This window comes from Paenibacillus sp. 2KB_22, assembly GCF_052115745.1.
Classification (GTDB): domain Bacteria; phylum Bacillota; class Bacilli; order Paenibacillales; family Paenibacillaceae; genus Paenibacillus.
Map to the genome: position 1 here is coordinate 539,435 of NZ_JBFRHG010000001.1, position 25,166 is coordinate 564,600.

At 45.1% G+C, this 25,166-nt stretch carries 24 protein-coding genes; 4 read left to right on the forward strand and 20 right to left on the reverse strand.

The features are described 5' to 3' along the window. Positions 1 to 98 precede the first annotated feature (98 nt). The 3 genes from AB4111_RS02225 to AB4111_RS02235 form a co-directional block, all read right to left on the reverse strand. Positions 99 to 2,273, reverse strand: coding sequence for a stalk domain-containing protein (locus tag AB4111_RS02225; RefSeq protein ID WP_442030106.1), 2,175 nt, complete (start codon positions 2,271 to 2,273; stop codon positions 99 to 101). A 257-nt stretch (positions 2,274 to 2,530) separates the two neighbouring features. Continuing rightward, on the reverse strand, positions 2,531 to 3,103 hold the full coding sequence (locus AB4111_RS02230) for an alpha/beta fold hydrolase (RefSeq protein WP_301290355.1): 573 nt from the start codon (positions 3,101 to 3,103) through the stop codon (positions 2,531 to 2,533). Positions 3,104 to 3,286: 183 nt separating this feature from the next. Beyond that, a complete protein-coding gene (locus tag AB4111_RS02235; protein ID WP_442030108.1) occupies positions 3,287 to 3,595 on the reverse strand; it encodes a hypothetical protein in 309 nt (102 codons plus the stop codon). A gap of 162 nt (positions 3,596 to 3,757) precedes the next feature. Between AB4111_RS02235 and AB4111_RS02240 the strand changes: the two genes are divergently transcribed. Together AB4111_RS02240 and AB4111_RS02245 are read left to right on the forward strand one after the other, a co-directional pair. Next, the gene (locus AB4111_RS02240) at positions 3,758 to 4,993 is read left to right on the forward strand and encodes an ATP-binding protein (protein ID WP_442030110.1); all 1,236 of its coding nucleotides are present in this window, start codon (positions 3,758 to 3,760) and stop codon (positions 4,991 to 4,993) included. Between the two features lie 39 nt (positions 4,994 to 5,032). Further along, a complete protein-coding gene (locus tag AB4111_RS02245; protein WP_442030112.1) occupies positions 5,033 to 5,461 on the forward strand; it encodes a hypothetical protein in 429 nt (142 codons plus the stop codon). Between the two features lie 86 nt (positions 5,462 to 5,547). Here AB4111_RS02245 and AB4111_RS02250 read toward each other — a convergent pair whose 3' ends face one another. Further along, the gene (locus tag AB4111_RS02250) at positions 5,548 to 6,780 is read right to left on the reverse strand and encodes an exo-alpha-sialidase (protein ID WP_442030114.1); all 1,233 of its coding nucleotides are present in this window, start codon (positions 6,778 to 6,780) and stop codon (positions 5,548 to 5,550) included. An 18-nt stretch (positions 6,781 to 6,798) separates the two neighbouring features. Beyond that, entirely contained in the window at positions 6,799 to 7,167 is a 369-nt protein-coding gene (locus AB4111_RS02255) for a hypothetical protein (protein WP_442030116.1), read from the reverse strand. A gap of 181 nt (positions 7,168 to 7,348) precedes the next feature. Here AB4111_RS02255 and AB4111_RS02260 point away from each other — a divergent pair, with 181 nt between their 5' ends. Continuing rightward, a complete protein-coding gene (locus AB4111_RS02260; protein WP_442030118.1) occupies positions 7,349 to 8,623 on the forward strand; it encodes a stalk domain-containing protein in 1,275 nt (424 codons plus the stop codon). A gap of 87 nt (positions 8,624 to 8,710) precedes the next feature. Here the strand turns inward: AB4111_RS02260 and AB4111_RS02265 are convergent, their stop codons facing one another. From AB4111_RS02265 to AB4111_RS02305, 9 genes are all read right to left on the reverse strand, one after another. Then, positions 8,711 to 8,929, reverse strand: coding sequence for a hypothetical protein (locus tag AB4111_RS02265; protein WP_442030120.1), 219 nt, complete (start codon positions 8,927 to 8,929; stop codon positions 8,711 to 8,713). 44 nt (positions 8,930 to 8,973) lie between these two features. After that, positions 8,974 to 10,149: a Ger(x)C family spore germination protein gene (locus AB4111_RS02270; RefSeq protein WP_442030122.1), complete on the reverse strand. Its 1,176-nt coding sequence runs from the start codon at positions 10,147 to 10,149 to the stop codon at positions 8,974 to 8,976. A gap of 18 nt (positions 10,150 to 10,167) precedes the next feature. After that, positions 10,168 to 11,283: a GerAB/ArcD/ProY family transporter gene (locus AB4111_RS02275; RefSeq protein WP_442030124.1), complete on the reverse strand. Its 1,116-nt coding sequence runs from the start codon at positions 11,281 to 11,283 to the stop codon at positions 10,168 to 10,170. A gap of 40 nt (positions 11,284 to 11,323) precedes the next feature. Then, positions 11,324 to 12,733 carry a spore germination protein gene (locus tag AB4111_RS02280; RefSeq protein ID WP_442030126.1) on the reverse strand — a complete coding sequence of 470 codons (1,410 nt, stop codon included), beginning with the start codon at positions 12,731 to 12,733 and terminating at the stop codon, positions 11,324 to 11,326. A gap of 201 nt (positions 12,734 to 12,934) precedes the next feature. Next, the gene (locus tag AB4111_RS02285) at positions 12,935 to 13,816 is read right to left on the reverse strand and encodes a carbohydrate ABC transporter permease (protein ID WP_091016464.1); all 882 of its coding nucleotides are present in this window, start codon (positions 13,814 to 13,816) and stop codon (positions 12,935 to 12,937) included. A 14-nt stretch (positions 13,817 to 13,830) separates the two neighbouring features. Beyond that, positions 13,831 to 14,721: a carbohydrate ABC transporter permease gene (locus AB4111_RS02290; protein WP_091016465.1), complete on the reverse strand. Its 891-nt coding sequence runs from the start codon at positions 14,719 to 14,721 to the stop codon at positions 13,831 to 13,833. A 105-nt stretch (positions 14,722 to 14,826) separates the two neighbouring features. Continuing rightward, positions 14,827 to 16,092, reverse strand: coding sequence for an ABC transporter substrate-binding protein (locus AB4111_RS02295; protein WP_442030129.1), 1,266 nt, complete (start codon positions 16,090 to 16,092; stop codon positions 14,827 to 14,829). Between the two features lie 85 nt (positions 16,093 to 16,177). Further along, entirely contained in the window at positions 16,178 to 17,062 is an 885-nt protein-coding gene (locus AB4111_RS02300; RefSeq protein ID WP_442030131.1) for an AraC family transcriptional regulator, read from the reverse strand. Between the two features lie 116 nt (positions 17,063 to 17,178). After that, positions 17,179 to 18,174 (reverse strand): LacI family DNA-binding transcriptional regulator, encoded by a 996-nt coding sequence (locus tag AB4111_RS02305; RefSeq protein WP_091016470.1) that lies wholly within the window; start codon positions 18,172 to 18,174, stop codon positions 17,179 to 17,181. A 164-nt stretch (positions 18,175 to 18,338) separates the two neighbouring features. On the opposite strand from AB4111_RS02305, the gene AB4111_RS02310 reads away from it, so the two are divergent. Beyond that, complete coding sequence (locus tag AB4111_RS02310; protein ID WP_442030134.1) at positions 18,339 to 18,764, forward strand: MaoC family dehydratase; 426 nt, start codon at positions 18,339 to 18,341, stop codon at positions 18,762 to 18,764. Positions 18,765 to 18,845: 81 nt separating this feature from the next. Here the strand turns inward: AB4111_RS02310 and AB4111_RS02315 are convergent, their stop codons facing one another. The 6 genes from AB4111_RS02315 to AB4111_RS02340 all read right to left on the reverse strand — a co-directional run bounded on the left by AB4111_RS02315 (position 18,846) and on the right by AB4111_RS02340 (position 25,134). Beyond that, on the reverse strand, positions 18,846 to 20,036 hold the full coding sequence (locus AB4111_RS02315; RefSeq protein ID WP_442030136.1) for an aminotransferase-like domain-containing protein: 1,191 nt from the start codon (positions 20,034 to 20,036) through the stop codon (positions 18,846 to 18,848). 179 nt (positions 20,037 to 20,215) lie between these two features. Further along, entirely contained in the window at positions 20,216 to 21,364 is a 1,149-nt protein-coding gene (locus tag AB4111_RS02320) for an NAD(P)/FAD-dependent oxidoreductase (protein WP_442030138.1), read from the reverse strand. A 6-nt stretch (positions 21,365 to 21,370) separates the two neighbouring features. Further along, entirely contained in the window at positions 21,371 to 22,090 is a 720-nt protein-coding gene (locus AB4111_RS02325; RefSeq protein ID WP_442030140.1) for a methyltransferase domain-containing protein, read from the reverse strand. Then, on the reverse strand, positions 22,077 to 23,234 hold the full coding sequence (locus AB4111_RS02330) for a type III polyketide synthase (RefSeq protein ID WP_442030142.1): 1,158 nt from the start codon (positions 23,232 to 23,234) through the stop codon (positions 22,077 to 22,079). The genes AB4111_RS02325 and AB4111_RS02330 overlap by 14 nt, the downstream gene beginning before the upstream one ends. Positions 23,235 to 23,500: 266 nt before the next feature. Continuing rightward, positions 23,501 to 24,385, reverse strand: coding sequence for an alpha/beta hydrolase (locus AB4111_RS02335; RefSeq protein WP_442030144.1), 885 nt, complete (start codon positions 24,383 to 24,385; stop codon positions 23,501 to 23,503). 77 nt (positions 24,386 to 24,462) lie between these two features. After that, positions 24,463 to 25,134, reverse strand: a complete 672-nt coding sequence (locus tag AB4111_RS02340) for a hypothetical protein (protein ID WP_442030146.1) — start codon at positions 25,132 to 25,134, stop codon at positions 24,463 to 24,465. Positions 25,135 to 25,166: the final 32 nt, after the last annotated feature.

Below are 25,166 nucleotides of genomic sequence, written 5' to 3' on the forward strand. Positions count from 1 at the left end.
TTTTGAATCTTACCTCGCAGAGCCATTTCCCATCACAATAAAATAAATTGAAGAGGCCCTTGCTGTTCAGCATGGACCTCTTCTACTCTTTTGCTCTTCTAGAAATCTTTAACCGTCTCAACCGCATATTGCGGCAGAGGATTACCAGGTAAGGTTATTTTGGTGATTGCAATCACTTGTTTATCCGACATGAACAGTTTTAGGATTGTTCCTTTGGTCGTTAGTGTATCCGTCACTTTAAGTGTTTCAGTATCATACTGTTTAATCAATCGATCTTTTCCTGTGAAAAAGCTTTCCTTATGCGCTGAATGTACAGCTACATAGTCAAACGGATCGATTGCAGTCACATATTGCATATTACTTGCAGAGTTATTGGTAGCGGACAAAACCGTACCGGCTCCGTTTAATACGTACTTCCCATCAGGTGAAATGCCAATAGTCGTCGAGAACTTGTATTCACCGTGATAAGGAGAATTCTGGTTACTCGTAAACTTGCCATCCATTAACCGAAACATCTCGATATCTCTTGGCGAAGTGTCTGAGTCAACAGCATAGATCCGATCTTCCGATGGATGTATGGCAATACTGCTAACATTTCGAATGGAGGCACTGGAGATTTCCTTCTTTGTCGCCCGGTCATAACTAATAATAGAGGTCCATTGCCCGGAGCCCGAAGTAACGAAGACATGACCAGAATGGTCTAACACAAATTCATATGGATCGATGCGGGTATCCCACTGATCTTTGATTTTAAGCGTGTCTGCTTCAAGTACTACGATCTGTCCTCCCTGCTGCTGTTCAAAGCGGTATGGACTGTAATCAGCATTGCTGAAGATGACATAGATCTCACCATTTGCATATAGAAGCTTTCTGGGAGGAGTACTGAATGCAGTGGACTCTGCCAGAACCTTATTGTCAGCGTAGCGATAAGCAAAGATAGTCGATTGGTTCTCATCAATTGCATAGATAACGGAATGATCCGAATCTGGAATGGCTTCACGTACCGTTCGGCCCATTAGATGAACATTCTGGCTAACAGTTGATGGTTTTTCTACAGATGGCTCTTGTTCCGTCACTGCTGTTTCCCTGAATTGATCTTGGTCAAGCACAGGAATGGATGAAAAGGATAATGCCGTGTATTTCTTGATCCAACGGGATGCATAATCAATGGGAATAGCAAAGTTCAAATCCCCTTTTTCTATACCCATTGTATTTACCCCAATGACTTCACCTTTCATATTAAGCAATGGTCCTCCAGAACTGCCGTTGGTGATGGGAGCCGTAGTCTGTATTAGCCTGTCACTTCCATAGTTTCGAATACCGCTAATGATCCCTGTCGAAATCGTGTTTTGAAGTCCTTCCGGATTACCTATGGCTACTACAGGCTGCCCCGTAGTAATTTTGGTCGTTAGACCTACATGAAGTGGCGGAATATTCGTACGCATTGATGTTTTGACTATGGCCAAATCGAGATTCTCATCCGCTGCAATGACGCCTTGTACGTCATAATATTGGTCCTGACTCGTCTGAATCATATAACTGCTCGAATCAGCAATGACGTGATAATTGGTCAAAAACAATCCGTACCCGATCGATATGGCACTACCGAATCCGAGATAATTATCATCCTTGTCATACGACTCCAGCATGACTACACTCTGTTCCAGACGGGCAACTTGTTCTGTGGACAATGTTTTACCCGTATATGGATCTTTCGAATAAGGAGCAAGTACAAACTTCAAGTAATCAATGATTTCCCTATCCCGTTTTGCATTAAGAATAGTGGTATTACTTACGACGATAATGCCTCGGTCAAAAAACACCTTTTTAGCAAACGCTTCGCTTACGGCCCTTAACGGAATGAACACTCTGCCTTCTTTGTATTGTGCCGGAGCATCCAATGCGAAAGATTTGCCGTTAATGAACATCTTATTGCTGCCTAATGTTACTTTGATGGATTTACCTGAGGCTTTAATTGTAGCTGTGGATGTTTTCGAATCCCATGCCACTTGTGCTCCCAGACTCTCGCTTATGAAACGCAGAGGCAGGAGTGTCCGGTTATTTTTAACCAGAGGAACGATATTAAAATTGGTTTGGTCAATCAACGTGTCAGTATTATCAACGACTGCGTTTGGGCTGCCAAGCGAGAGAATAATAGCCCCTTGGAATGTTGCATTAAAATCAAACGAATCTTCTTCTGCGTAACCTGTAAAAGGTGTACATGATAACCCCAAAATCATGGTTACCATTAAAACAAGTGTGCGTTTCATCATTTTCTTGCTGTCTCCTCGTGATGTCAGATGATAGGCTGTTGCCTTTGACAGTTTACAGGAATTCTACCTATATTTCCTCTGGTATTATATTGTTTTTATTTACATATATCGGATAATCATGGAGTTCGAGTGGATCGCGGGAAGGGGACTGCATTATCCTTCCGGATCATACAAAAACACGACTACCCATGAATGGTCAGTCGTGTTCAAATCAATCATTCAATATATTATGAAAGAATGCCATTTTACAATGTTAGCTACTCGTTCAACGCGGTTTTGATCAGTGCGTTTACCCGTGAATTAAACAGCAGACCGATATGGGATACAAGGGAAACAGAAATGTTGTTCGCCCCGTTCAACCGCGAAAGTGCTGGGGACACAATCGTGTCACTGGTGGAATAGATCGAAGTCACCTTTATTCCACTAGGTGCTGTAGATGTGGTTAAACGATTAGCCCCACCAAGGGTAATTAATTTGTCCACTTTGGAAGCGCCGTCACGGTTAAGTATGTAATATAGACTATTCGCTCCGCCCATGCTATGCGCTACAATGTTAACTTTTGTGTGACCTGTTTGTTGCAGTACATCATCTACAAAACGACTAATTGCTGCGGAGTTCAATAGTTGGTTTCCTTGTTTGCTAGGGAGGTCAATGGCAAATAGTTCATCTCTCGTCCACCCTTGACTACGCAAATAACTCTCAATTGCTGTAAAATTGCTATCTGAACCAGTCAGTCCATGGACCAATACAATGGGTGTACGTGCCGTAGCTGCGGAAGCCTGTGAACTGGATCCTATCCCAGGTACCGATACAGCAAGGATCAAACTCATGAATACAACAAGTAATAATTTAGCCTTTTTCACTTAATCCAACCTCCTGTAAAATGATTTATATTCCATATATTACAAGATAATATATGGAATATAAATGAATCTTTAGTCTCATTTTTACAGGATTATCCAAGTCGGACTATGACTAACATGATTTTATCAAAATCCAGATCTCAGCCTTTTTTATCCTTCAACAATATCTGCACGTAGATCCGTTGCAATCTCAATCATTTTGGGTACAATAGCTTCGTTAGAAATAGCTACATAGATATCCCCCATGTACAAACGAAAAGCAATCTGTGTTCCCTCAAGGTCCCACATAAAAAAATCCCCATCGATGGACATGGTGCTCTCTGCTCCAACAATATGAAGAACCGATGAATAGGTAAATTCGGGCTTGGACTCGAAGTAGAGTTTGCATTCTTCTAGGGAGATGGATTGTTCCGCATTGCTGTCTTGTACGGACCGGGTAATTCGAAAACGCTGATTCATTGAAATGCCTCCACCACTTAATATATTTTTCATGTTCTACAGCATTATATTTTCTCATTTCCATCTTCCACTGTCAAAACCATACATGCTCTATTCTTCGAATTCATATATACTGAATACAGTGCACAACGAATTTCTACAATCAGGAGGAGTCAAATCAATATGTTGAAAACAGAATTCATTGATGTACTATCTATAGTCTCACATAAATTATATGATTCGGCTGCTAATGTTATGGACACGGCAAGCAGGTTAATTCCTGCAAATACGTTTTGTATCGCTCAGTTGGATCATCTATCCACCAAAGTTCTGAACGTATATAATCGCGACAAACTAATTCTGGGTGAGGGACTAGTCGTTGAGAACGCCGAGTCATACTGTGCACTTGTGACTGAACATACCCAAGGTCCATTGGTAATCAATAATAATCTGACTCATCCATTGACCAAACATATGGACGCTACAGAATTCGTAGGCGGTTGTTCATTTGTAGGTGTACCTATACATAATGAGAACGGAGAAATTTACGGATCCCTCTGCTCGTTTGATCAGAATTACTATTCCTATCAACAAAAGGATGTGGATCTGCTTCTCTCCTTGTCTTCATTCTTCACGGGTCTTCTTGAGATGGAAACGACGCTGAAACAGTTAAAACATGCGGAAGAAACCGCTGCAAAAGTGCTGGAAGAGAAGAAAAATCTCCTAGCCGTCCTTAGCCACGAAATCCGTACCCCGATGAATGGTGTTCTTGCAATGGCCAATCTATTGCAATCTACGAAGCTGAATGAGGATCAATCGTTATATGTTAATGTCATAGAATCTAGTGGAACCAGCCTGCTATCTATGATGGATCAAATTCTCGACTACTCCAAAGGAGAAGCGGGTGCGATTTCTCTGGAGATTAATCCCTATAGTGTCGTAGAAACCGTCGACCATGTACTCCAGTTATTCTCATCTGAAGCCCAGAAAAAAGGTGTCCGATTATACGCAGAATACGATATAAATGATCATTTGATGCTTATAGGCGATCAGCAAAAGGTGCGTCAGATCCTAATCAATCTTGTTGGCAATGCGTTGAAATTCACGGAGCAAGGTGAAGTGTGTATCTCTACTCAGGTATCTGCTGATCCAGAAGGTACACTCCATGCATCTTACGAGATAATAGATACGGGCATCGGCATCCCGCAGGATCGCCAAGATCTGTTGTTCAAATCCTATTCGCAAATTCACGGCAACTCCGGAAAGTATGGTGGAGCGGGGCTAGGCCTATCCATCTGTAAACAACTCGCTGAGTTAATGGGTGGGATTGTATGGCTTAAAGAAACAAATCACTTGGGCAGTCGGTTTGCCTTTAATATTTCCAGCGCGTCATCAAAGTCCATGCAAATTTCTAAATGAGGAATATATTATTCTATCTGAAACAGATAGGAGGTATATATGTTGACACAATTTCTGGATGCAAGATCATCGCAAAATGCTGGGTTGTTTAATTCCATTTCCATACCAATTCCAGTGATTAACACGCCTCAACTATTCGCACAGATTGGTCTGCAAACGGCTGGAGCCGGAGCCAATCTACGAGTTTCATTAAAAGGAACCATTACGGTGCGACTACCGCTTGCACTCTTTCAAGTTAGAATTACTATTGTTAGAGGCACCGTTGCTACGGATCCGATTGTGTACTCTGCTAACTTCACGTATGGTCTAAGTGGTCTCCTTAACCCCGAAGTTATAGTTTTCTCTGCCAACGACTACAATCCACCGATCCAGCCACAAATAACGTACACTGCTTTTATCAGTACTAACCTGCTCGGAACGGTGAGGGTGGGCCCAGAAAGTTTCGACGGATTTATCGTTTCGGATTAGAATGCATGTGTCCACCTGTTCCCCCATACTCTTAGCCTGTATCAACATGGGCTAATTGGTATGGGGGTGTTTTAATTTCTGTCGAATTAGTTCCCAAAATAAACATCCAGTTTCCCCGTAGGCGGTGTTGTAGCCATCCAGACGGCTGCCAGATTATCCGGACTAACCGTAGCTGCCGTTATGTAATCTCCGATCAGAATCGTAGGCATCGGTGAGTTACCATTGGGATTGAACGATGTGGTTGTAATTCGACGGTTGGTGAAGCTCGCCCCGCCATCGAACGATTCTGCCACAAAAACGTCCAGAAGGAACCCGTCAATTCGATTGCTGTAATAAATAACCCTGATCGTCCCGGCAAACGGAGATACGGTTATGGAAGGAAAGAAATTCTGCGTGCCTGGAGGGGCGCCTGTAATACTGATCGGGTCTGACCACAGGAGACCATCCGGAGATTCGCAGAGTAATACATCGGTATAGCCAGCTCGTGCATCATTCCATACGGCATATACGGTTCCACTGTTAGGTCCAACGGAAATATCTGCTCCCAGACTTAGATTGGTCTGTACCCGAAAAGCGTAATTCGGTACAGGTAACGGCGAAGGTGCTGGCACAACGGATGATATAAACGTTGCCTGTCGCTCGATTGGGGGCTGATAAGTAATTCCCCCATCGTATGAAATACGCAAAAGCGCAGAGGGACTGGCGGGCCCCGTTATGATATACCCTGCATAAACTTCACCCGAGAATCCAACAGCCAGCGCTGCCCGGTCATGAATTCCTCGCGGATTCGACTGTCGGTCAGGTGGCTCCCAGGTTAGCCCTTGCGAGACCGACCGTTGTGTAAATATGGCGGAAGAAGTCGTGGCAAGTGGTGTATACCCGACATATGCATTGCCTCGATATGGGCTACCGGGAGAACGGTCTACGGCAATGAATGGTTCATCATTATGAACAATAGTACCGAAACCCGCCTGCACGATAACCGGTGGCTGCCACGTTAGTCCATCGTCAAATGAGGTGTAACTTGCAATGGTCCCATCATTAATTCCATTAAACAAGTGAACGGTAACGATAAAGGTATTGGGAAACGTATAGTCTATGGTTGGTGCCTCTGCTCCTGCATACCCTGCCGGTTGAGGAAGTGTAGTCGTGGACCATGTACTGCCACCATCAATGGAACGATAGAATCCAGTCAACGTTGGTCCCGTACTGGTATCTACGGCGACTACGCACATGATATTGGGGTTCAGGGTGTTAACCGCAATGGAAGGTTCGAATTGGCTGCCTGCTAATGCTCCAGTAATATTCACAACTGCCATCTGCTCACCTCTCTTCCTTTAAGGGATATTTGTGAATCGGTCAATTAATGTCATCTCGGATTGGAGCACACGCTGGATGATCTGACCTGTAGAATCAGCACCATATACATGAATGATAGTGCTTGTAGCGCTAAAATAATCACTTTGCACCTCGAAAAAAGCGGCGTTGATTAGTGGATAGATTAGGGTTCTAGTCGCTTGAGGTAATAATTCAAACAGATCATGACCAATAGGTACGCGCGCAGTTTGAGATGTGTCCCATCTGAAAACTTCAAGCTCAATATTAACAGGAGCATTAAGCGAGTCATTAATGCATGTCACAATGAGCTGAGTGGATTGAGTTGCACCCGTGGTCGGATTGTATATAAAACCCGTAGAGTTTGGCAAAAAGCACACTCCTTTCGCAATGTATAGTAAAGTATATTGCGATTCTTGCTGCCAGTATGACTAAACTTCGACTCTTATATTGGAATGATATGAAAATTTTGTTATGCTACATATGCTAGATTACTAGATTACTTTTATAACAAGAATCTACTATTATGTACCGAGTTGGAGGAAACAGACGATGTTCATTAAACGTGTAGGAAAAATTGCTGCGGTTACAGTGATTACTCTCTCTGTCCTTGGAAGCACCCCAAATATCGGTGGAGCCTATGCTGCTCCGGCCATTACCGTTCAACTGGACGATGTCCCCTTAACGTTTGATGCAGCTCCACGCATGGATAAGGGTGTCACTTATGTTCCGTTTCGGACGGTTGGAGAGGCTCTTGGTATCGATATAACGTGGAACAGCAAAACGCAGACTATAAAAGCAACGAATGCTGTCAAAGGTCAAACCACCGAGGTAGTATTAACGGTAGGAAGCACTACAGCAACCGTAAACGGAAAGAACGTAAAACTTCCTGCCCCACCAGTTCAGCGGGAAGGACGAGTGCTCATTCCGCTCAGTTCATTTAGTAACCAATTCGGTGTGAAAGTAAGCTGGAATCAGTCAACCAAGACGGTCTCCCTCGTCTCCCCACAACGCGAGATGCACCTGAGAGCCTTCTATGCATTGCAATCCTTTCAAGAAAAGGATCTCATTACTTCCATGAATTCTGTAGCATTTGGCTGGAGCCGCATTGATCGCGAAGGTCAGTTTACACTCCAGGGGGAAGAGTACCGTCTTCCTGCTGCTGCGGGTGATATTACGCCGCAGTCCATCGTTGCTGACGCAGCAGATCAGCATATCCAACCGCAACTAATGGTATATGCATTGGACGGAAACGGCGAACTGACCAAAATGTTGAGTGACACCAACCTGCGTCAGAAATCGATTGATGGTATAACCTCTGCTGTTACTGAGCATGGTTTTGGCGGAGTGGTTCTGGATTTTGAAGGCCTTGGCTTTCGATTGGATGCGGCTCAGCAACAGAAGTTGCTCAATGGATATGTGAAGCAATTAAAGAGTTCCTTGCCCCAGGATACAGCCTTATCACTAGCGGTACCACCTCTAAACAGTGCTTATAAAGGTTATGATTACAAGACACTTGCCTCTATTGCAGATGACCTTATTATTATGGCCTATCAGTATAATCCGGTTGGCACCAAATCTCAGGTACCTGAGCCAAATAGTCTTGTAGATCAGGCGATTCAATTAGCGATACAGGCCGGTGTCCCGAAGAGCAAGCTTCTGCTCGGGATCAGTCTAAGCAGTGAAACGCCCTCCTCTGTAGATGATAAGCTCGGTCTTGCCAAACGTTATGACCTCAAAGGAGCCGCGTTCTGGCGTCTGGGTCTGTTCCGTTCCTACAATACAAAGATGGAAGATGCCGTGAACGCTTCTGTGATCAAAGAATAGACATCTTTAAGTGGATGCAGCTCACTTAAAACAAAAGAAGGACCTCATCTCTGGTACGTAAAGACGTGGTCCTTCTGTTCCATATTCTCACTTCATTAATTTATCCACGCTTCCAAATACAAGCTTCATAACCTGGGTAGGACCAGGAAAACGGGGCTGAAAGAGAAGGATGATCCCAATGACTGTCGTCACTGCAGTAATCCCCGCACTCACTATTCTGGCTCGCTTCTCTTTGCTACTCTTCCACTCTCCATACATTATCGCAGCCGCCAGCATCAAAATTCCAAGGATTGAGCCAATTTTCATACAATCACCTCATTTCTCAGGCTTATAACAGGAGCGATCTCTGTTCAATTTTCGTCCTCATCAGGTATCCCCTGTGGTCCTGTTGATTTTCCGGTACGTACTACATGTGCACCCACTTTAACTTCCACGTCCAATTCAGGATAGATGGTTTCCCAGTTCTTCTCCTGCTTCTTCCATTGATGCGGATAATATCTACGAAATTCAACAGCAAATTTGAAGAGATCAGTACGCAGCTCCTTCTGGGCCATCTCTAAAGCATCATGAGCCAGAGTTGTAAGCTTAGCTGACCATTCCTGTTCCAATTTAGTTATCACAGCGGGATCAGTCAGATCGCCCTCCGTCGTATTTAACACCACTTCTCCCCGGGTTTGGATGTCGACCTTCATACTCCACCGTTGGTTTACAATCCGAGGCTTCAAGACCGTTTGAATTTCAATGGGCTGGATCGAAAAAGAACCTTTTAACGGCTTAATTTCAACAGGCATAATAATGTTGTTCAATTCTTTTGCAAGTAATAATACACCTACGCTTAGTGGTTCTTTGACCGTCTTGACGTAGCGGTCCTCCTTATAAATGCTCAGACCTTTCACATATGGCGTGGTTGTCAGTTTATCCTGTTCGGGCTCCGGGGGTAAGATTAACATGCGAGACAAGATGACGGAGCTACCTGGACCTTCGATCGATTTACCTAGTTCAAGAGCAGTCATCCGTGTACCCAGCTTCATATTGGCCATTTCTCGCAACGACTCTGCAGAACTTCGCTCCAGAGGATCAAGCAAGGCAAGGATATCTTTCGCCGCCCTTTCGCTGGAAAAGACATATGCATGCTCCCTGAACTGTGGGTAACGCAAGAAGAAATCGATGTACTCTCGAATCCCCCGCTTGCCCGCTTGCTCACTAATGATGATGACTTCGCAGTGGCCCCAGAACATATTCCGAGGAACCTTACGTTGTAACCGATTCAATGCCTCGGCAATTGTATGACCGTCCGCCGTTCGAATCATCGTAACCCCGCTTGGACTACCTCCGCTCCCACTGCTATCTCCTGCACTGGCCTTTCGCGGAATGAAAATCTGTGAAGTCAGTTGCACTTTACCATCTTCGTAATCTATACCCGTAGCCAGCACAATAGCCAAATCGTTAATCTCAATGCGATCCCAGCATCCACTTAAAAGTACACAACACAATATTGGCATTAGTAGTACTCTATATATTCGCAAGTGCTCCTCCCCCATCAATCAGGTGTTCGCTTGATTCTTTCGAAAATGTGCCCACCCTTTCTTCAGCCATGCCAAACCGTAGATCATAGCCGGAAGGATCAATAAAATGCTGATCGTATACAAGTTAGCTGAAGGCCCAATCAGACTGGATGCACCCGATCCGCCGGACACAACCCAGTAGGCATATACCATGCATAGAAACGAAAGCGGCACAACGACGGGTTTGTAATCCTTCAAACCGAACCATTCTGCTGTGGATGTCGCAAAAATATAAAGAAAAACAGAAATTTTGACGAAGATTCCAAAAATCCAAACCGCAATAATCAGGGATTCAATATGTTGCAGAAAGTCTGCAATGGTTATGTATCTTGCGGCAATCATAACCGGATATACAAAGCTATCCGTCAGATCTCCAATTAAAAACAGGCAAAACAGATTGATGACCGTCATCGCGGTTGTTGTTATTAGAAGGGAACCCAACATAACTCGTGTTGTGCGTTTTCTACGATTGACATAAGGAAGCAAGAAGGCAATTACGATGTATTCACTAAACCATGCAGCAGGAGCAAGGGCTCCTTTAATGCTAGGTAGCGGTCCGTTCTCCATGAAAGGGAATAATTCCGCTGGATTCAGTTCCCCGATCAATAGAATGAAGATTAGACTAAGCAACACGATAAGGAGGGTCACAAAGATTTGAGAGGTGCGTCCAACTACTTCGATTCCTAGTCTGACATTAAGCGCACACACCGCAACCATCGTCCCCATTACAACGAATAGCGGAGTCCGCGGAAGTGCATTGTTAACAATGAATTCACCGTACGTCCGTATAATCAAGCCCGTCAAGTGGGGCAAAAAAATGATATACACCAATCCTATTAATTTTCCAGAGATACGCCCCGCAATCGATACACTCGATTGAATGAGTGTTTTTCCGGGGTACAGGCGATCCAGTCCTATAGAGATTGCTACCGCTGCAAAACCAATAATGGAGCCTATAATTGGAGAGAGCCACATGTCATGACCTGCATAATGCATTGTAATTCCAGGAACAGACAAGATGGCTGTTGCGAGAATGGCAGGAAAGATCATGAATGCCAATTGAGTTTCCGATATTTTTCCTTTGTCAGTTAACATGTGTAATCCCTCTCCCTTGATTGCTTGAGTATGAATTGTTCTAATCCGGTTTGTTCCTTGGTGCTGGACGCCACCATACATCCTTGAGTTCCTTGCTCATCGTAGGGGCTACTGGTGACAGATAAGGTGTTCCGAATGAACGAAGACTGCTCAGATGAATGACAACCAGAATGACTCCCAACATGACACCTGTGAGTCCCAGCGTTCCCGCCAGAAACATCATAGGAAAACGCAGTAATCGGGTCGCGATGCTGGCAGCGTAGCGAGGAATCATGAAAGAAGCGATACCGGTTATCGCAACAATGATAATCATGGGGGCTGACACAATTCCGGCACTCGTCGCCGCTTGACCAATAATTAAGGCTCCCACGATACTGACCGCTGATCCGACCTGCTTCGGCAAACGGACGCCAGCCTCCCGCAGTGCTTCAAAGGCGATTTCCATAATGAGCGCTTCCACCAGTGCAGGAAAAGGGATCTCTTCTCTCGCCCGTGCAATACTGAGAAGCAATACGGTAGGAATCATCTCCTGATGAAACGTCGTAATCGCAACATAAGCTGATGGAAGCAGCATGGATAACACAAAAAAAATGTATCGCAGCCAGCGTACAAAAACACTCATAAACACATTTTGATAATAATCTTCGGGGGATTGTAACATGGAAAAGATGGTCACTGGCGCAATAAGGGTGAATGGCGTTCCGTCCACAAGAATAGCAAAGCGACCTTCCAGCAAGTTGGAAGCGACAACATCCGGACGCTCCGTCGCAATCATCTGTGGAAATGGGGAGTATCGCTGATCGACAATTCCTTCTTCAATGTACTGACTCTCCAGTACGTCTCGAAGCTTTAAATCTGAAAGTCGTTTTTTCACTTCCTGTACCAGTTTGGGGTCAATAATTCCTTCCATGTATACAAGTGAAATACTGGTGTTGGTACGATCTCCCATGTTACGTGTATGAATCTTCAATGCAGGTGTCTTGAGACGTTTGCGCAGAAGAGACATATTCATGGTCAACGATTCTGTGAATCCATCTCGTGCACCGCGCACGGTCGATTCAGCTAACGGTTCCTCGGTTGAACGATTTTCAGCTTTGTATAGAGGGTATGTAGTTCCAATCATTGAACCTTCCAGCAGTAACAAAGCTTCCCCCTCTAATATCGCCTGCACCGCCTGAGTGGTTGTTTCAACACTCTTAACAGAAGCCAGAGGAACCTGCGCAGCTTCAATCCCCATCTCCTGAAAAGGCGTTAGTACCTGTCTCTCCAGCCGTTCTGTATCGCATAAACCAATACAATATACGCATAGCGCTGAAGTATGACATGCGGTTTGGAATGTATGAAACACAACATCCGAGCAACCTGCAAAAACAGAGCTTAACATTTCTTGATCAACAGCAAGATGTCCGGTTAACGGCAGGTTCTGTTGTGTTATCAGTGATGTGTCCATACCGCCCTCCCCTTTCTGTGCATGCTGCGTCCAGATATTCTCAGTTAAAGGTATCCTTTACTTATAAGTTGGGATATATACGCAAAATAGTGAATAGCAAAAAGAGCCGCCCTCTTGAGCGACCCTGATGATATAGAATGCTGTTCATTCCTATGAATACGGCTATCTTGCTCTTTGCTATACCCTATTTTCTAGTTATCACTATCCTTTCACAGCACCCAAAGCAACACTTCCAATAATCTGTTTGGAAAATACAGAGAATACAACAATAATAGGCAGGATTGAGATTGCTACGCCCAAATACAAGAGCCCATAATCCATCCCATAGTAACCCTGCACTAACGCAACCAGTACTGGAAGCGGATATTTATCCAGGGAGAAAAACAGAACAAGCGGTGTTAGAAAATTATTCCACGAACCAATAAACGTGAAGATGCCAAGGGCTGAGATTGCCGGTCCCAGAATAGGCAATACAATCTGATTGAACGTCCGGAACTCACCGGCACTGTCCACACGTGCAGATTCAATAATCTCATCCGGGATACTGCTCTCCATGAACTGTTTGATAAAGAATACATTAAACGCGTTAGCCGCGGCCGGCAAAATAATCGCGGCATAGCTGTCCAGAAGCCCCAACATACTGAATAGGCGATATACCCCAATCAGGGCCAGCTGGCCCGGCACCATCATGGTCGCTAACAGAAACAGGAATAACCAGTTCCGCCCTTTGAATTTGAATTTGGCAAAACCATATGCGGTCAAAGCACCAATATACAGAGATAACACGGTTGATGATCCAGCAATGAAAATACTGTTGGCAAATCCACGCCAAATGTTGATTTTGGATACCATGTTCATATAATTATCTACTAAAAACGATCCGGGAAGAAAGGTGAATGTTGAAGCAATCGTTGCATTGTTATGTGTTGAATAGATGAGCATCAGATAAAATGGAATAATGCACAGCACGGCAAGACCAATCAATAACAGATAGATGATGATCTTGCCTGCGGTCAGTCGCCTTGTGGTGGCATATTGCTGAATCGCTGCATTTGGTTGTTCAACTGATTTTGCAGTTTGCATGAGAACTCCCCTCCCTATGAACGGCTCTTCCGCTTGGTCATGATGAAGGATGCAACGGACAACAGTATGATGATAATAAACAGACAAAATGCGATTGCAGCGCCGTAACCAAAACGAGTGCTCTGAAATGCGACATTATAGAGATACATAATGCTTGTCATGGCTGCCCTGTCAGGACCACCATTGCCATTGGTTAATGTAAATGGCTGATCAAAAATCTGAATGCCACCAATTATGGATGTGATCATCTGAAACAGAATAATGGGACGGAGCATTGGCACGATGATATGAATGAAAATATGTTTCTTTTTCGCTCCATCCATCTGGGCAGCCTCCAGTAGCGACGGGTCGATCCCCTGAAGACCTGCGAGGTAGATGACCATGGAATAGCCAAAGTATTGGAAAAAGAGAATCGAGGACACAATCAGACGCATAAACCACGGATCATTTTTCCAGTTAATTGGATCTTGTATGATACCGGTTTGCACCAAAAAATGATTCAGTCCGCCAGATTGCCAGTCAAAGATCAGGCTGACAAGCAACCCAAGGGATGCAGCCGTTACGATATTCGGAAAAAAGTATACGGCCCTGAAAAAGTCCCGTCCTTTGAGCAGCTTATCATTCAAAATAAAGGCTAACACCAGGGAGATCGTCAGCTGCGGAACGACAGATACGCCCCAGATGAATAACGTATTAAACAAGGTTTTGTAGAACAACGGGTCTTGTAGTACGGCCACGTAGTTACCGATCCCTACAAAGTCAGGCGTCGTGATGCCATCAAAGTTGGTGAAACTGATATAGAGCGAATATAAAATGGGGTAAAGTCCAAAAATGGTGAAAATAATAAAGAACGGAGCAATGAAGTAGTAGCCGTAATGGTCCTTGCGAATCGTTTTGGCAAACATGTTCTATCCCCCCAGTTATCATCGGATGTGTGATGTGTATAACCATCGCTTACTTCGAGGGCGTGTCTGAAAACTCCGAAGGAAGGTTTTCAGACACGTCCTAAGCTAATCCACTTCCAGCTCCGGAAATCTCAAGGTGACATCACGTTTGATTCGCTTTACGACTTCTTCCTTGGTCTGAATGTCCTTATTGAGATACAACTGGAGTACATTCTTGTAGATATCGTTGTTAATAATCGCATCATATTTGGTGCGTTCGTATACAGGAATCCGTTTCGCAGCCTCCGAGAAAAATTCGAAATGCTTCTGTCCTCCCAAATAGGACGATGAGAGAGACGGAGCAAGTTCATCATTCACAACCATGTTGCTCGTGAAATAATCCTGCTCTTTCGCGAGCTCCGACAGAAAATCATGGTTAAAGTTATAGAACTCGATAAACTTCCAGGCGAGATCTTTTTTGTCACTTTTACTATACATCGCTATATAAGTTCCGCCTGCACTAAACGCTGAAGGTCCCTGTGCCAGGCCCCACAATCCTTCGGTATCCGGGGCATTTGCCTTGAACGTAAATTGCAGGGCCCAGGTTGCCCCGGGATAGAACATGACCTCTCCTTTTTGCATGGATGCAGCGTAACCCGCACTTCCATCATCATACTCGGCAAGTACTTTCCGCTCACGTGCTTCACGTACAAGATCGAGCACTTCCAAGTAGGTTGGATCGATGACGAGTTTGCCGTCCTTCACCCAAGGTATACCATCATATGAATTCGATATCGCATTCCAATTTGCCAATGCATGTACTTTATTCCCGCTTAGTTGCTGCACCTTCTCTCCAATCTCGAAGATTTTCTCCCATGTATCGATCTGTGAACCCACCTTCTCAGGATCATCGGTGCCCAGATATTTCTTCGCCAAATCCCGACGATAATAGATGCCCCCTGGTGTTCCCTGGTAACCTATCGCTCTGACATTTCCTTCGCTGTCTTTTTCATTGGCCTGCACAAAAGCATATTGTTCCTGGATAAGTTCATTGGCGTTGTACGGCGAAGCTGATAGATTCTCCAGATAAGGAACGTCAATCAGTTCTCGAATATTCGCATTTTCAATCATAAATACATCTGGAGCCTTTGAGGTTGTCTGTAGCGCAGATTTCAGCTTGGTGATATAGAAATTACCGGGGATGTTGACAAAGTTCACTTTGATGTCAGGATGTTGCTGCTCGAATTTCTCGATGGCATATCCTGCTTCATCCGTAAAACTCCACACGGTAATCTCCTGTTGCTTGGTTTGATTGGATGGACTGAACTGACAACCAGCTAACAACAGTGCTGCACATACAAATACAATAGTTGGCTTAAACCACTTCTTCATAGGCCCCCTCCTTCAAAAAGGAAACGCTTACAATTTATTAGAGTATATTGATTTTGGAGAGGGCTTTCTCCACAAATATTGTGCATTACCCTCCATATTTTGTGATATTCGTACGGTGTTTTTTACGAAATTCGGAGGGTGTGCAGTCATTATATTTTTTGAAAAGACGGTTATAGGAGTTTACATTGTTGAACCCATGTCCGATCGCAATCTCCAGAATGGTATCCTGACGGAACAATAAGGCCCACTCTGATTTGATAATTCGAAAGTGATTCAAGTATTCCATCAGTGTTACGCCCTTAATCTCTTTGAACAGCTTGCAGACATGGAACTTGCTGAACTTAATATGTTCCGCCACCTGTTCCAGCTTGATCGGTTCAGCATAGTGCTCCTCCAGGTATTCACAGACCGATTCAAGGAATTCAAATTTCTTGGAGGAAGTATAGGGCCATCCTGAAGATGTTGATTCATCAGTGGTAACCGGTACGATTGTACGTAGTAAAAGTATGATGAGATCATATAATCTGGATACCATTAACCATCGATATCCCGGCTTCTGATTTTTCTTCTCGGTAATGATGACATCTATATAATGAGCCAGATTGCTCTGACTTCCCGTATTCGAGGGAATAACTGTTGTTTTGTTGAAAAGTTGTCCGAGATCCTGAATTTCGGCTTCGGTCGTGAAACTTCCCGTTAACAATTCGAGTCGGAACAAGATAATGGTTAGCTGTTCAGTCCCCGGAAAAAAGCAGTGCACATCCCCTGGTTTGATCAGCAGCACATCCCCTTTTTCCAACTCACAAACATGGTCGTTCACGCCAATTCTGGCACTCTTACCATTGACAAGAATCAGTTCAACCTCATCATGCCAGTGCGCGGCATAATTGAACTGATTTCCTGTGTGAATTACCCGAATGGGAAAACCTTCTTGCATATGACCTGTCTCCAAAAAAGTGGGTACGCCCATCGTATCACCCTCCATTTATTTCCAAAGAAAAAAACTCCTCGTCTTTATATTATGCACAAATGGCTACTCTCCTTTCTTTTTAAGTATTTAAAATTCTACAGAATGGAAAAAACTCCTCAACTCAGGTTGAGGAGCCGAACAGAATCACGTTCCACGCATTGGATGTCCAGTGTATACAACGTCTCTACGATCTCTCCATTCAGCAGTTGGAAGAGAACATGACCTGCAAGCTGGCCTGCATCCCTCTTCGGCTGACGAAAGGTGGTTAGTGGTGGATTCATATACTGAGATGCAGGTATATTGTCAAAACCAATTACGGATAACTGCTCAGGAATTGAAATATCATGCTCCCTGAAGGCTTCCAAGCCGCCGATCGCCATTTCATCATTCGCAAAAAAAACAGCGGAGGGCAACTCTCCTTCAAGCAGTTTCTTGGCTGCAATGTAGCCATCTTGCTTCATGTATTGTCCGCCAATTTTCCATTCAGGGTTCTCTTCAATGCCTGCCTCCTTCAAGGCTTTCAAATAACCTTGATAACGATGGAGATTACATTCCGATTGTGACGGACCACTGATATAAGCTATTGTCCGGTGACCTTTATCGATCAGATAACGGGTAGCCAAGTAACCGCCTTGCGTATCACTCATCAAAACCTTTACAATATGTTGAGCATCCAGATCCCGATCCATGACGACAATCGGAAATCCTGCTTCAGATGCTTCAATAAGCAATTGATCTTGAATATTCTGAGCGATAACAATAGCTCCATCAATTCTTCTTTCTCGGATGTATCGATGGGCTGTTGATTTCTCTCCACCCAACGAACTACATACAATCATATCGTATCCATGACTCATGACGACCGTTTCTATTCCGTTCACCAAATCCGAGAAATACGGACTGGACATGTCATGGACAATAACACCAATGGTTTGTGTACTATTTCGTTTTAATTCAGATGCAGGACCATGCCTAACGTAATTGAGTTGGCTCGCTGCCTCAAGTACTCGGAGTCTTGTCGGCTCACTTACATTCCCTTTATCGTTGAGTACACAAGATACGGTCGAACTGGCTACACCCGCCATCTTGGCTACATCTTTAATCGTTATCATCTTATATACTCCTCAAAGACAGTTTCATCTTTTTATTTCATTATGTCAGTAACACAGCAATACACACCGGACTGTTCACTAGCATTTTAACACGTCAGTCCAGTCATGTCTCTTTCCAAGGCATCGACTACGAAAAAACATATTAAAGAAACCGAGGTGCCTTCATGAGATTCAGTGAATATGTAATAGGTCAGCGCTACGAAACCACATCCTTGGCATTGTCCAAGAGCGATATTATCGAGTTTGCCACAACCTATGATCCACAGTACATGCATTTGGATGAGGAGAAAGCCAAGCAAGGCCGCTTTGGCGGTTTAATTGCTTCTGGCATGCAAACGATGAATATCTCCTTTAAATTATGGATTGAGGTCGGGGTCTATGGAGAGCATGTCGTAGCGGGCACCGGAATGAATAACATTCAATTCCTGAAGCCTGTCTATCCGGATGATGAACTTCATGTCATTGCAGAAGTCATTGGATTGACACCCAGACGAAAAGGAAATGGGATTGTTACCGTGCTGCTGAGTACATTCAATCAGAAGAATCAAAAGGTTTTTCAGGCAGAATTAAGTGCTTTAATTGATAATTAGAGCTGTGAAATAGCTGTGAAAAAAAACAATAAGAAGCCGCCCATCGGCGACTTCTCAGGGTATATTGCGTCTTTTATAAGGTTACGCGTTGTAGCCCTTAAATACCTGCCCCAAAATCTCTACACCCTTGATAATCTGTTCGTCTGACGGGGTTGAGAAATTAAGTCTGATGGCATTACAAGGGTCTTGCTCGTTCACCAGGAATGCATTTCCCGGTACAACCGCAACCCCTTGAGCTGCCGCTGTCTTGGCATAATCAAGCATGGGCACATGTGCTGGCAGGTCACACCAGAGGAACAGTCCACCATCCGGTTGAGTATAGGTAATGGACTCACCCATATGCTCTTGCAGCTTGTCCATCATCAATGTTGCTTTTCTCCGATATACCTCACGAATGCTGTTAATGTGGCCCGCGTAGTCATACTCTGTCATGAACTTGTATGCGAGAATCTGTGGAAGCATGGCTGTATGTACGTCTTCTCCCTGTTTGGCAACAACCATCTTCTCCACAACTTCATGTGGCGCTTGTACAAAACCGACACGCAGTCCCGCCGACAAAATTTTGGAGAATGATCCAACATAGATGACCAGACCCTCATCATCCATAGACTTGATGGTTGGCACATCGTCTCCATTGAATCGAAGTTCTCCGTAAGGATTATCTTCCAAAATCATAACGCCATACTTCTTAGCCAACTCGTATATGGCCTTACGTTTCGCAAGACTCGTCGTTACACCGGTAGGATTCTGAAAACTTGGGATCACATAGATCAGTTTCACATTGGGCTCCGTCTGCAGCGCCTGTTCCAGCTTCTCAATATCCATGCCATCCATCTCCATCGGAACACCGGCAAGCTTCGCACCGGATGCCCGGAAGGAGTTCAGGGAGCCGATGAAGCTTGGACTCTCACAGATAATCGTGTCCCCTTCATTACAGAACACTTTACAGGCAAGTTCAATCCCCTGCTGCGCTCCAGATACAATGAACAATTGATCGGATGGCTTACCCGTTTCAAAACCTGTCTTCAGATGTTGCGTCAATGCTTCCCTGAGGGGAACATACCCTTCTGTAATTCCATATTGCAGAGCCGTGACCGGGTCATGCTCCAGAATGGTTTGGGTGAACGTGCGAATCGCCTCAATAGGAAAGGTCTCCGGTGCGGGGTTTCCCGCAGAGAATGGAATCACATTTTGCCCCGAAGAAGCCTTCAGAATCTCGCGAATAATGGATGGTTGCAGTGCTGCGATACGATTGGAAAATGAATAGTTCATCTTAAATAGTGCCTCCCGACATTTCATCTGACTTAGTTCTCTATCGTTACATTAGATTCTATTATACGAGCATTTCCCGAATTTCCAAACTGTCTCCACAAAATTAATGTTTATACACCAAAAAAGAGGCCGCCGTCAGCAACCTCTTTCGCATCAGTATTGAGCAAAGTTTCAATGGATTAGCGCGCTGCGTTCATCTCGGATAACCGTGTGGCCTTCACGACATAAGCAGCTAAACCGGGGATCATCCGAGCCAGACCAGGATAGAATTTATTGGTTTTGGCAAAAGCCAGCTTTTGAATTCTTCTTGCGCGTCTGAGCAATTGTGTGAATTCACGGCTTGCTTCCAGCGTGTAATTACTTTGCCAATCGGCATGTTCAATGTCGCCTTGCAGGTACTTGTCAGTCCACCTCGCACACAGGAGTGAGGAGCGGAGGGCAATGGACATTCCGTCCCCACATAAGGGCGGTATCATCAGCATGGCATCTCCAATATGCGGATATTGGGACCACGGTTCAGGAACATTGGACAGATGTAGAGGCGCAATCGACACTTGCGTTCCGTCTACAGGCTTTCCTTCGGCTAAACGGGCTGCCAAACTCACGTTGGTCAGGGATGCCGCCTGTAAAATATCGTTTACAGACTTGCCGCTTCCCTGTACGGTATCCAGTGTCAACAATGCGGCGACATTCACAATGCCATTTTCAATCGGAGAAATTCCCACATAGCCACCCTCGCAAAAATATAATTCTACCCGTGCGGGAATCTCGATTCCGCTGAAGTGGGATTTAACCCCAACATATACGGTTTGGTCCCGCAGATCAGGTGCGGAAGCCATCCCACGCGGCTTCTTGGTACCATGTGCCCCGATGACGGCTTTGGCTCTGTAGCTCATCCGCTCATCTCCCTGTTTCACCTGAACCTCATAACTGGCATCCTCAAGCTGCTCTATACTCGTTATCGTCGCTTTGGTAACAATCTGGGCTCCGGCCGCCAGAGCCTTCTGATGCAAAATCTGGTCCAGCTCATATCGACTTATGCCATATGCGAATCCTGGTAGCGGTGCTTCGATCACTCCGCCTTGTGGCATAACGATTTTGGCATGATCCATAGTGCTGGGTTTCTTCGTTTGGTCCAGAAGGTGAATGTCCAGAACCTCCAGCATCTCCTTGGTTTCGGGTGACATGAACTCACCGCAGGTTTTGTGCCGAGGGAACTCTTGGCGATCCAGCAAAAGGGTCCGATGACCTTTTCCAGCCAGTTGCATTGCACACGTACTACCGGCAATTCCGGCTCCGATGACAATCACATCTATCGATTTCGACACGTCAGATCACCTGCCTTTCGTGGGAATAACAACAGAGTAACGGAATAAAGGCTTCCATTCATAAGTCATCGTGTCATGATTTAGCCGTTGTTTGAGTTCCTTCCAATCCCTCCCTGTAAAACCTTTGGCTACGGAAAGAGGCCCATCATGACGAATGTACCGATTGCGCGAGATCATTCGTGTTGTAATCCAGACCGCTTTATAGGATACCGGATGGCGGTGAATATCATTAATGACGACACCATGCCTGGATGCTCGCAGCATATGAGAAACCATATCAACCAGCATATCTCCGTCAAAATGATGCACAAACTGGGAACCTGTCACGATATCTGCTGAAGCATCCGGCAGTTGTGTAAGATCGGCACGTTGTACCCTGACTCGGGGTTCGTCACGGAATAGTTGTCTTGCTTCCTCACACGCCTCTTCCGTCAGATCAACCAATGTAATTTTCAACTGAATGCCTTGGCGATCCGCCCATTGCAGCAGTTTCTGGTTCACATCCCCTGAACCTGCCCCCACATCTAGAAGAGACAGTTCATCTGGCCTGCCGACAGAGTTCCATAACTTCTCAACACCAGCCAGCGTTGGGCCGGGTGCTGAGAATATTTTGTTAAGACGTCTCAGATGTCTTAGCGCTTCACGCAGCTCCTCCCCTCCCATAGAAAAGTCATCCATCAGTTCATCTTCCTTGGCCCGAATGGACAATGTTCTAAAAAAGGACATGATCTTGCTCCTCCATCACTGAAGTTAATGAGGGTACATAAGTGAATTTCATCAACTCTGCGGTGAGTCCCGGTCCAAATGCCATGGCTACACCATCTGTAGAGGATTGACCCTGTACCTTCATGTCCTCACGCATCGCATTCAGCACAAACAGAATGGTATTGGAAGATAAGTTACCATACGTTCTGAGGACATCCCTGCTATACTTTGTTTGCTCGTCTCGCAGTTTCATTACATTCTGCACAGAGTCCACAATCCCACGTCCTCCCGGATGAATGGCCCATAGTTCAGGAAGCTGTTCACTTTGCAATAAGAGACGCAGTTCCTCTTCCAGGTGAATACCGAGCAGCTTCGGAATACGAGGTGATAGATACAGGTCATACCCCAGATTCCCCACCTCCCAGGTCATATCTTCAGTCGAATCCGGAAGAAGCACAGAATAACCCATGCCCAGACTCAGAACATTCTTGTGCTGAGGTTCTGGTGTACCCACTACACAGGAAGAAGCAGCGTCTCCAAAGAATGAAGCTGCAAACAGCGCTTCCCGATCTTGTACGGGCTGAAAATGAATGGTGCACAACTCTACACAGACCACAAGGACCTGTGATCCGGGAGCTCCCTGCACGACATCTCGTGCCATCTGAATGGCTTTCAACCCTGCGGCACACCCCTGATAGATCAGCGGCAGTCGATTAACTCGGGCAGACAAACCCAAATGACGGATGAGCATAACATCAAGACCCGGCAGATATTGACCGGTGCAGCTGACCGTGATGATATGCGTGATACTCTTTGGAGATACGCCTGAATCCTCTAGGGCTTTTTCTGCCGCTTCAATCCCGAGCGGAAGCGCCTCCCGCTTGTATGTATTCATTCGTTCTTCCGTTGTCGGGATGTCTGATCGCTCGCCAGAGGGCAGATATCGGCATTCTTCCAGTGAACCGAGATAGCTCGGTTCCACGGTATATCGCGTTTCAACACCACAGGACCTGAATATTCGCCTGGCAAAACGGGCCAAATCCGGCCGATCCTGAAGAGAAGAAGCGATTAGTTCTGCAATATCTGACTGTGCTACGGGGTGAGCAGGGAGAGCCGTTCCCATGCCAAGAATCGCGATATCGGATGGACTGTTATATTGGTTCATAATAAACCTCCTGGTATTGGTTATTATTTCCTCTAATTAACACTCTTACCCTTAACGATATCGTTATAATCTCAAGAAGGCTCCTTATCCAGTTTATTAACACATCCGCAAGATCAGAAGCTTGGTTTCACCAAGCGATTGAAGCAATCACATTACTGATCCAAAAAAAGCCGCCATTAGGCGACTTCAAGGTAACTTTTTAAACAACTTGCTCAAATAATATCTAACCACTTCTCAGTTCTTTCTACACGTCATTCTGATGTACTTTATTTGGAAAATGCTTCTCTTATCTTGTCACTCATCCGGTACCAGGCATCCTCAGCCATCTGAAGATCGCCAAAATGCGTAAATCCATGAGCAGCTCCCTCATACTCTTTAAGAGTCACCTTCACACCGCTTTCTTCCAGCCTTGCTGCATATGTTCTTGCTTCTTGGGCTAGTGAATCTTTCTCGGCGGTAATGATCAACGCTTCCGGTAGACCCTGAAATGTTTTTGCAAGCACAGGTGACGCTAATGGATCATGGGCATCTTCTGGCGTTTTAAGGTACATGGCATTGAAGGTTCTGGCGATATCGGCTGGAATGGCTTCTTCATAACTCGGTTTCTCGGCCGGATCTTTAGCCACATCCAACACGGCATAATCGATAACCTGAAGTACAATTGGCAGCTCGCCTTCACGTTGCTGATTCAGTAAACACACTGCTGCAGCAAGATTCCCCCCAGCACTATGCCCACCAATGGCGAATAGAGACGGGTTCACCGAGAAGGATTCCGGATTGCCGTGGACCCACTTTACAACGTCGTAACATTCATGGACTGCGGTTGGAAATTTGTGCTCTGGTGCAAGACGGTAATCGATATTCATGACCACACAATCAGCACGATCAGCGATCAGACGACACCATGGATCATCCATCTCTGCTTGTCCGAGGATGAAACCACCCCCATGCATATTGAAGAAGACCGGCAGAGGTGCGGAATGATCCCGATCCGGTGTATACACAAGTACACGCGTATCACCTTTCTTCGTAGGAATCATGACTTCTTCTACTGTGACAGCATACGTGGAACTGGGTTGAAGAGCTGCATCTGTACCGACGACATTTTGACGCATGTGTTGTACCATTGCCAGTTGTTGTTGTTGATCCATAGATATCACTCCTTATTATGATTACCGATGAGTTCCTGCAACCTCAGACTTGAATGATAATTTTCCTCTCTTGTATCTTACTTTTCGTCGTTTCCATTCTCCTGCTCCATACTGGACTGCTTTGTCTTGTGGAACATCATCCAGACCCCCATCAAACAAAATAAAACGCTGCACCCCATGCCAAACAGGCTGCTGGTTTTTAATGCAAGAGGTGAAGCTTGCATGGTAAGCAGTGTAGCTTGAGTCACGACAATGGACACCATGGCATCGGTGAAGTTAATCATTTTCAATGTAGATATGATCGGGTTATGGAGTTGACGGTTAGCCCAGGTACCCTGTATGGCAAATGCCAGTTTGGTAAAAGCGACTGCAGCTACGATGTACACAATGATACCGCTATATATAAAGGCATCGCCAATCAGATACATTCGCAGGCAGACGATTGAATAGGACACACCCAGTAAACACAGCAAAAGACCTCCACGCTTATACACCGCAAGCTCCAACGAATATCTGTTTCGGGGGGAGGCTATTCCTTTGGCAACTTTATACTGATGAAGCACCTGTCCTTTGGCCACACACAGAATCAGATAATACACAGCATTCGTAATGAACCATCCGGAAAGGAGATATAGCCCCAGGATTAACTTGCCTATACCGATCAAGGCATTGATGACAAGGGATGCAACGTTGATCATGGCTGTTCGATCTTGTTTATTTCCAAGGTAACGGTCCCACACGGATCTCATGTATGTCTTCATTTCCATAAGATATTCAATCT

Coding starts and splice junctions, on each gene's coding strand:
- AB4111_RS02225 (WP_442030106.1), bottom strand. CDS start 2,273: ATGATGAAACGCACACTTGTTTTAATGGTAACCATGATTTTGGGGTTA.
- AB4111_RS02230 (WP_301290355.1), bottom strand. CDS start 3,103: ATGAGTTTGATCCTTGCTGTATCGGTACCTGGGATAGGATCCAGTTCA.
- AB4111_RS02235 (WP_442030108.1), bottom strand. CDS start 3,595: ATGAATCAGCGTTTTCGAATTACCCGGTCCGTACAAGACAGCAATGCG.
- AB4111_RS02240 (WP_442030110.1), top strand. CDS start 3,758: ATGTTGAAAACAGAATTCATTGATGTACTATCTATAGTCTCACATAAA.
- AB4111_RS02245 (WP_442030112.1), top strand. CDS start 5,033: ATGTTGACACAATTTCTGGATGCAAGATCATCGCAAAATGCTGGGTTG.
- AB4111_RS02250 (WP_442030114.1), bottom strand. CDS start 6,780: ATGGCAGTTGTGAATATTACTGGAGCATTAGCAGGCAGCCAATTCGAA.
- AB4111_RS02260 (WP_442030118.1), top strand. CDS start 7,349: ATGTTCATTAAACGTGTAGGAAAAATTGCTGCGGTTACAGTGATTACT.
- AB4111_RS02265 (WP_442030120.1), bottom strand. CDS start 8,929: ATGAAAATTGGCTCAATCCTTGGAATTTTGATGCTGGCGGCTGCGATA.
- AB4111_RS02275 (WP_442030124.1), bottom strand. CDS start 11,283: ATGTTAACTGACAAAGGAAAAATATCGGAAACTCAATTGGCATTCATG.
- AB4111_RS02280 (WP_442030126.1), bottom strand. CDS start 12,733: ATGGACACATCACTGATAACACAACAGAACCTGCCGTTAACCGGACAT.
- AB4111_RS02285 (WP_091016464.1), bottom strand. CDS start 13,816: ATGCAAACTGCAAAATCAGTTGAACAACCAAATGCAGCGATTCAGCAA.
- AB4111_RS02290 (WP_091016465.1), bottom strand. CDS start 14,721: ATGTTTGCCAAAACGATTCGCAAGGACCATTACGGCTACTACTTCATT.
- AB4111_RS02295 (WP_442030129.1), bottom strand. CDS start 16,092: ATGAAGAAGTGGTTTAAGCCAACTATTGTATTTGTATGTGCAGCACTG.
- AB4111_RS02300 (WP_442030131.1), bottom strand. CDS start 17,062: ATGGGCGTACCCACTTTTTTGGAGACAGGTCATATGCAAGAAGGTTTT.
- AB4111_RS02305 (WP_091016470.1), bottom strand. CDS start 18,174: ATGATAACGATTAAAGATGTAGCCAAGATGGCGGGTGTAGCCAGTTCG.
- AB4111_RS02310 (WP_442030134.1), top strand. CDS start 18,339: ATGAGATTCAGTGAATATGTAATAGGTCAGCGCTACGAAACCACATCC.
- AB4111_RS02315 (WP_442030136.1), bottom strand. CDS start 20,036: ATGAACTATTCATTTTCCAATCGTATCGCAGCACTGCAACCATCCATT.
- AB4111_RS02325 (WP_442030140.1), bottom strand. CDS start 22,090: ATGTCCTTTTTTAGAACATTGTCCATTCGGGCCAAGGAAGATGAACTG.
- AB4111_RS02330 (WP_442030142.1), bottom strand. CDS start 23,234: ATGAACCAATATAACAGTCCATCCGATATCGCGATTCTTGGCATGGGA.
- AB4111_RS02335 (WP_442030144.1), bottom strand. CDS start 24,385: ATGGATCAACAACAACAACTGGCAATGGTACAACACATGCGTCAAAAT.
- AB4111_RS02340 (WP_442030146.1), bottom strand. CDS start 25,134: ATGAGATCCGTGTGGGACCGTTACCTTGGAAATAAACAAGATCGAACA.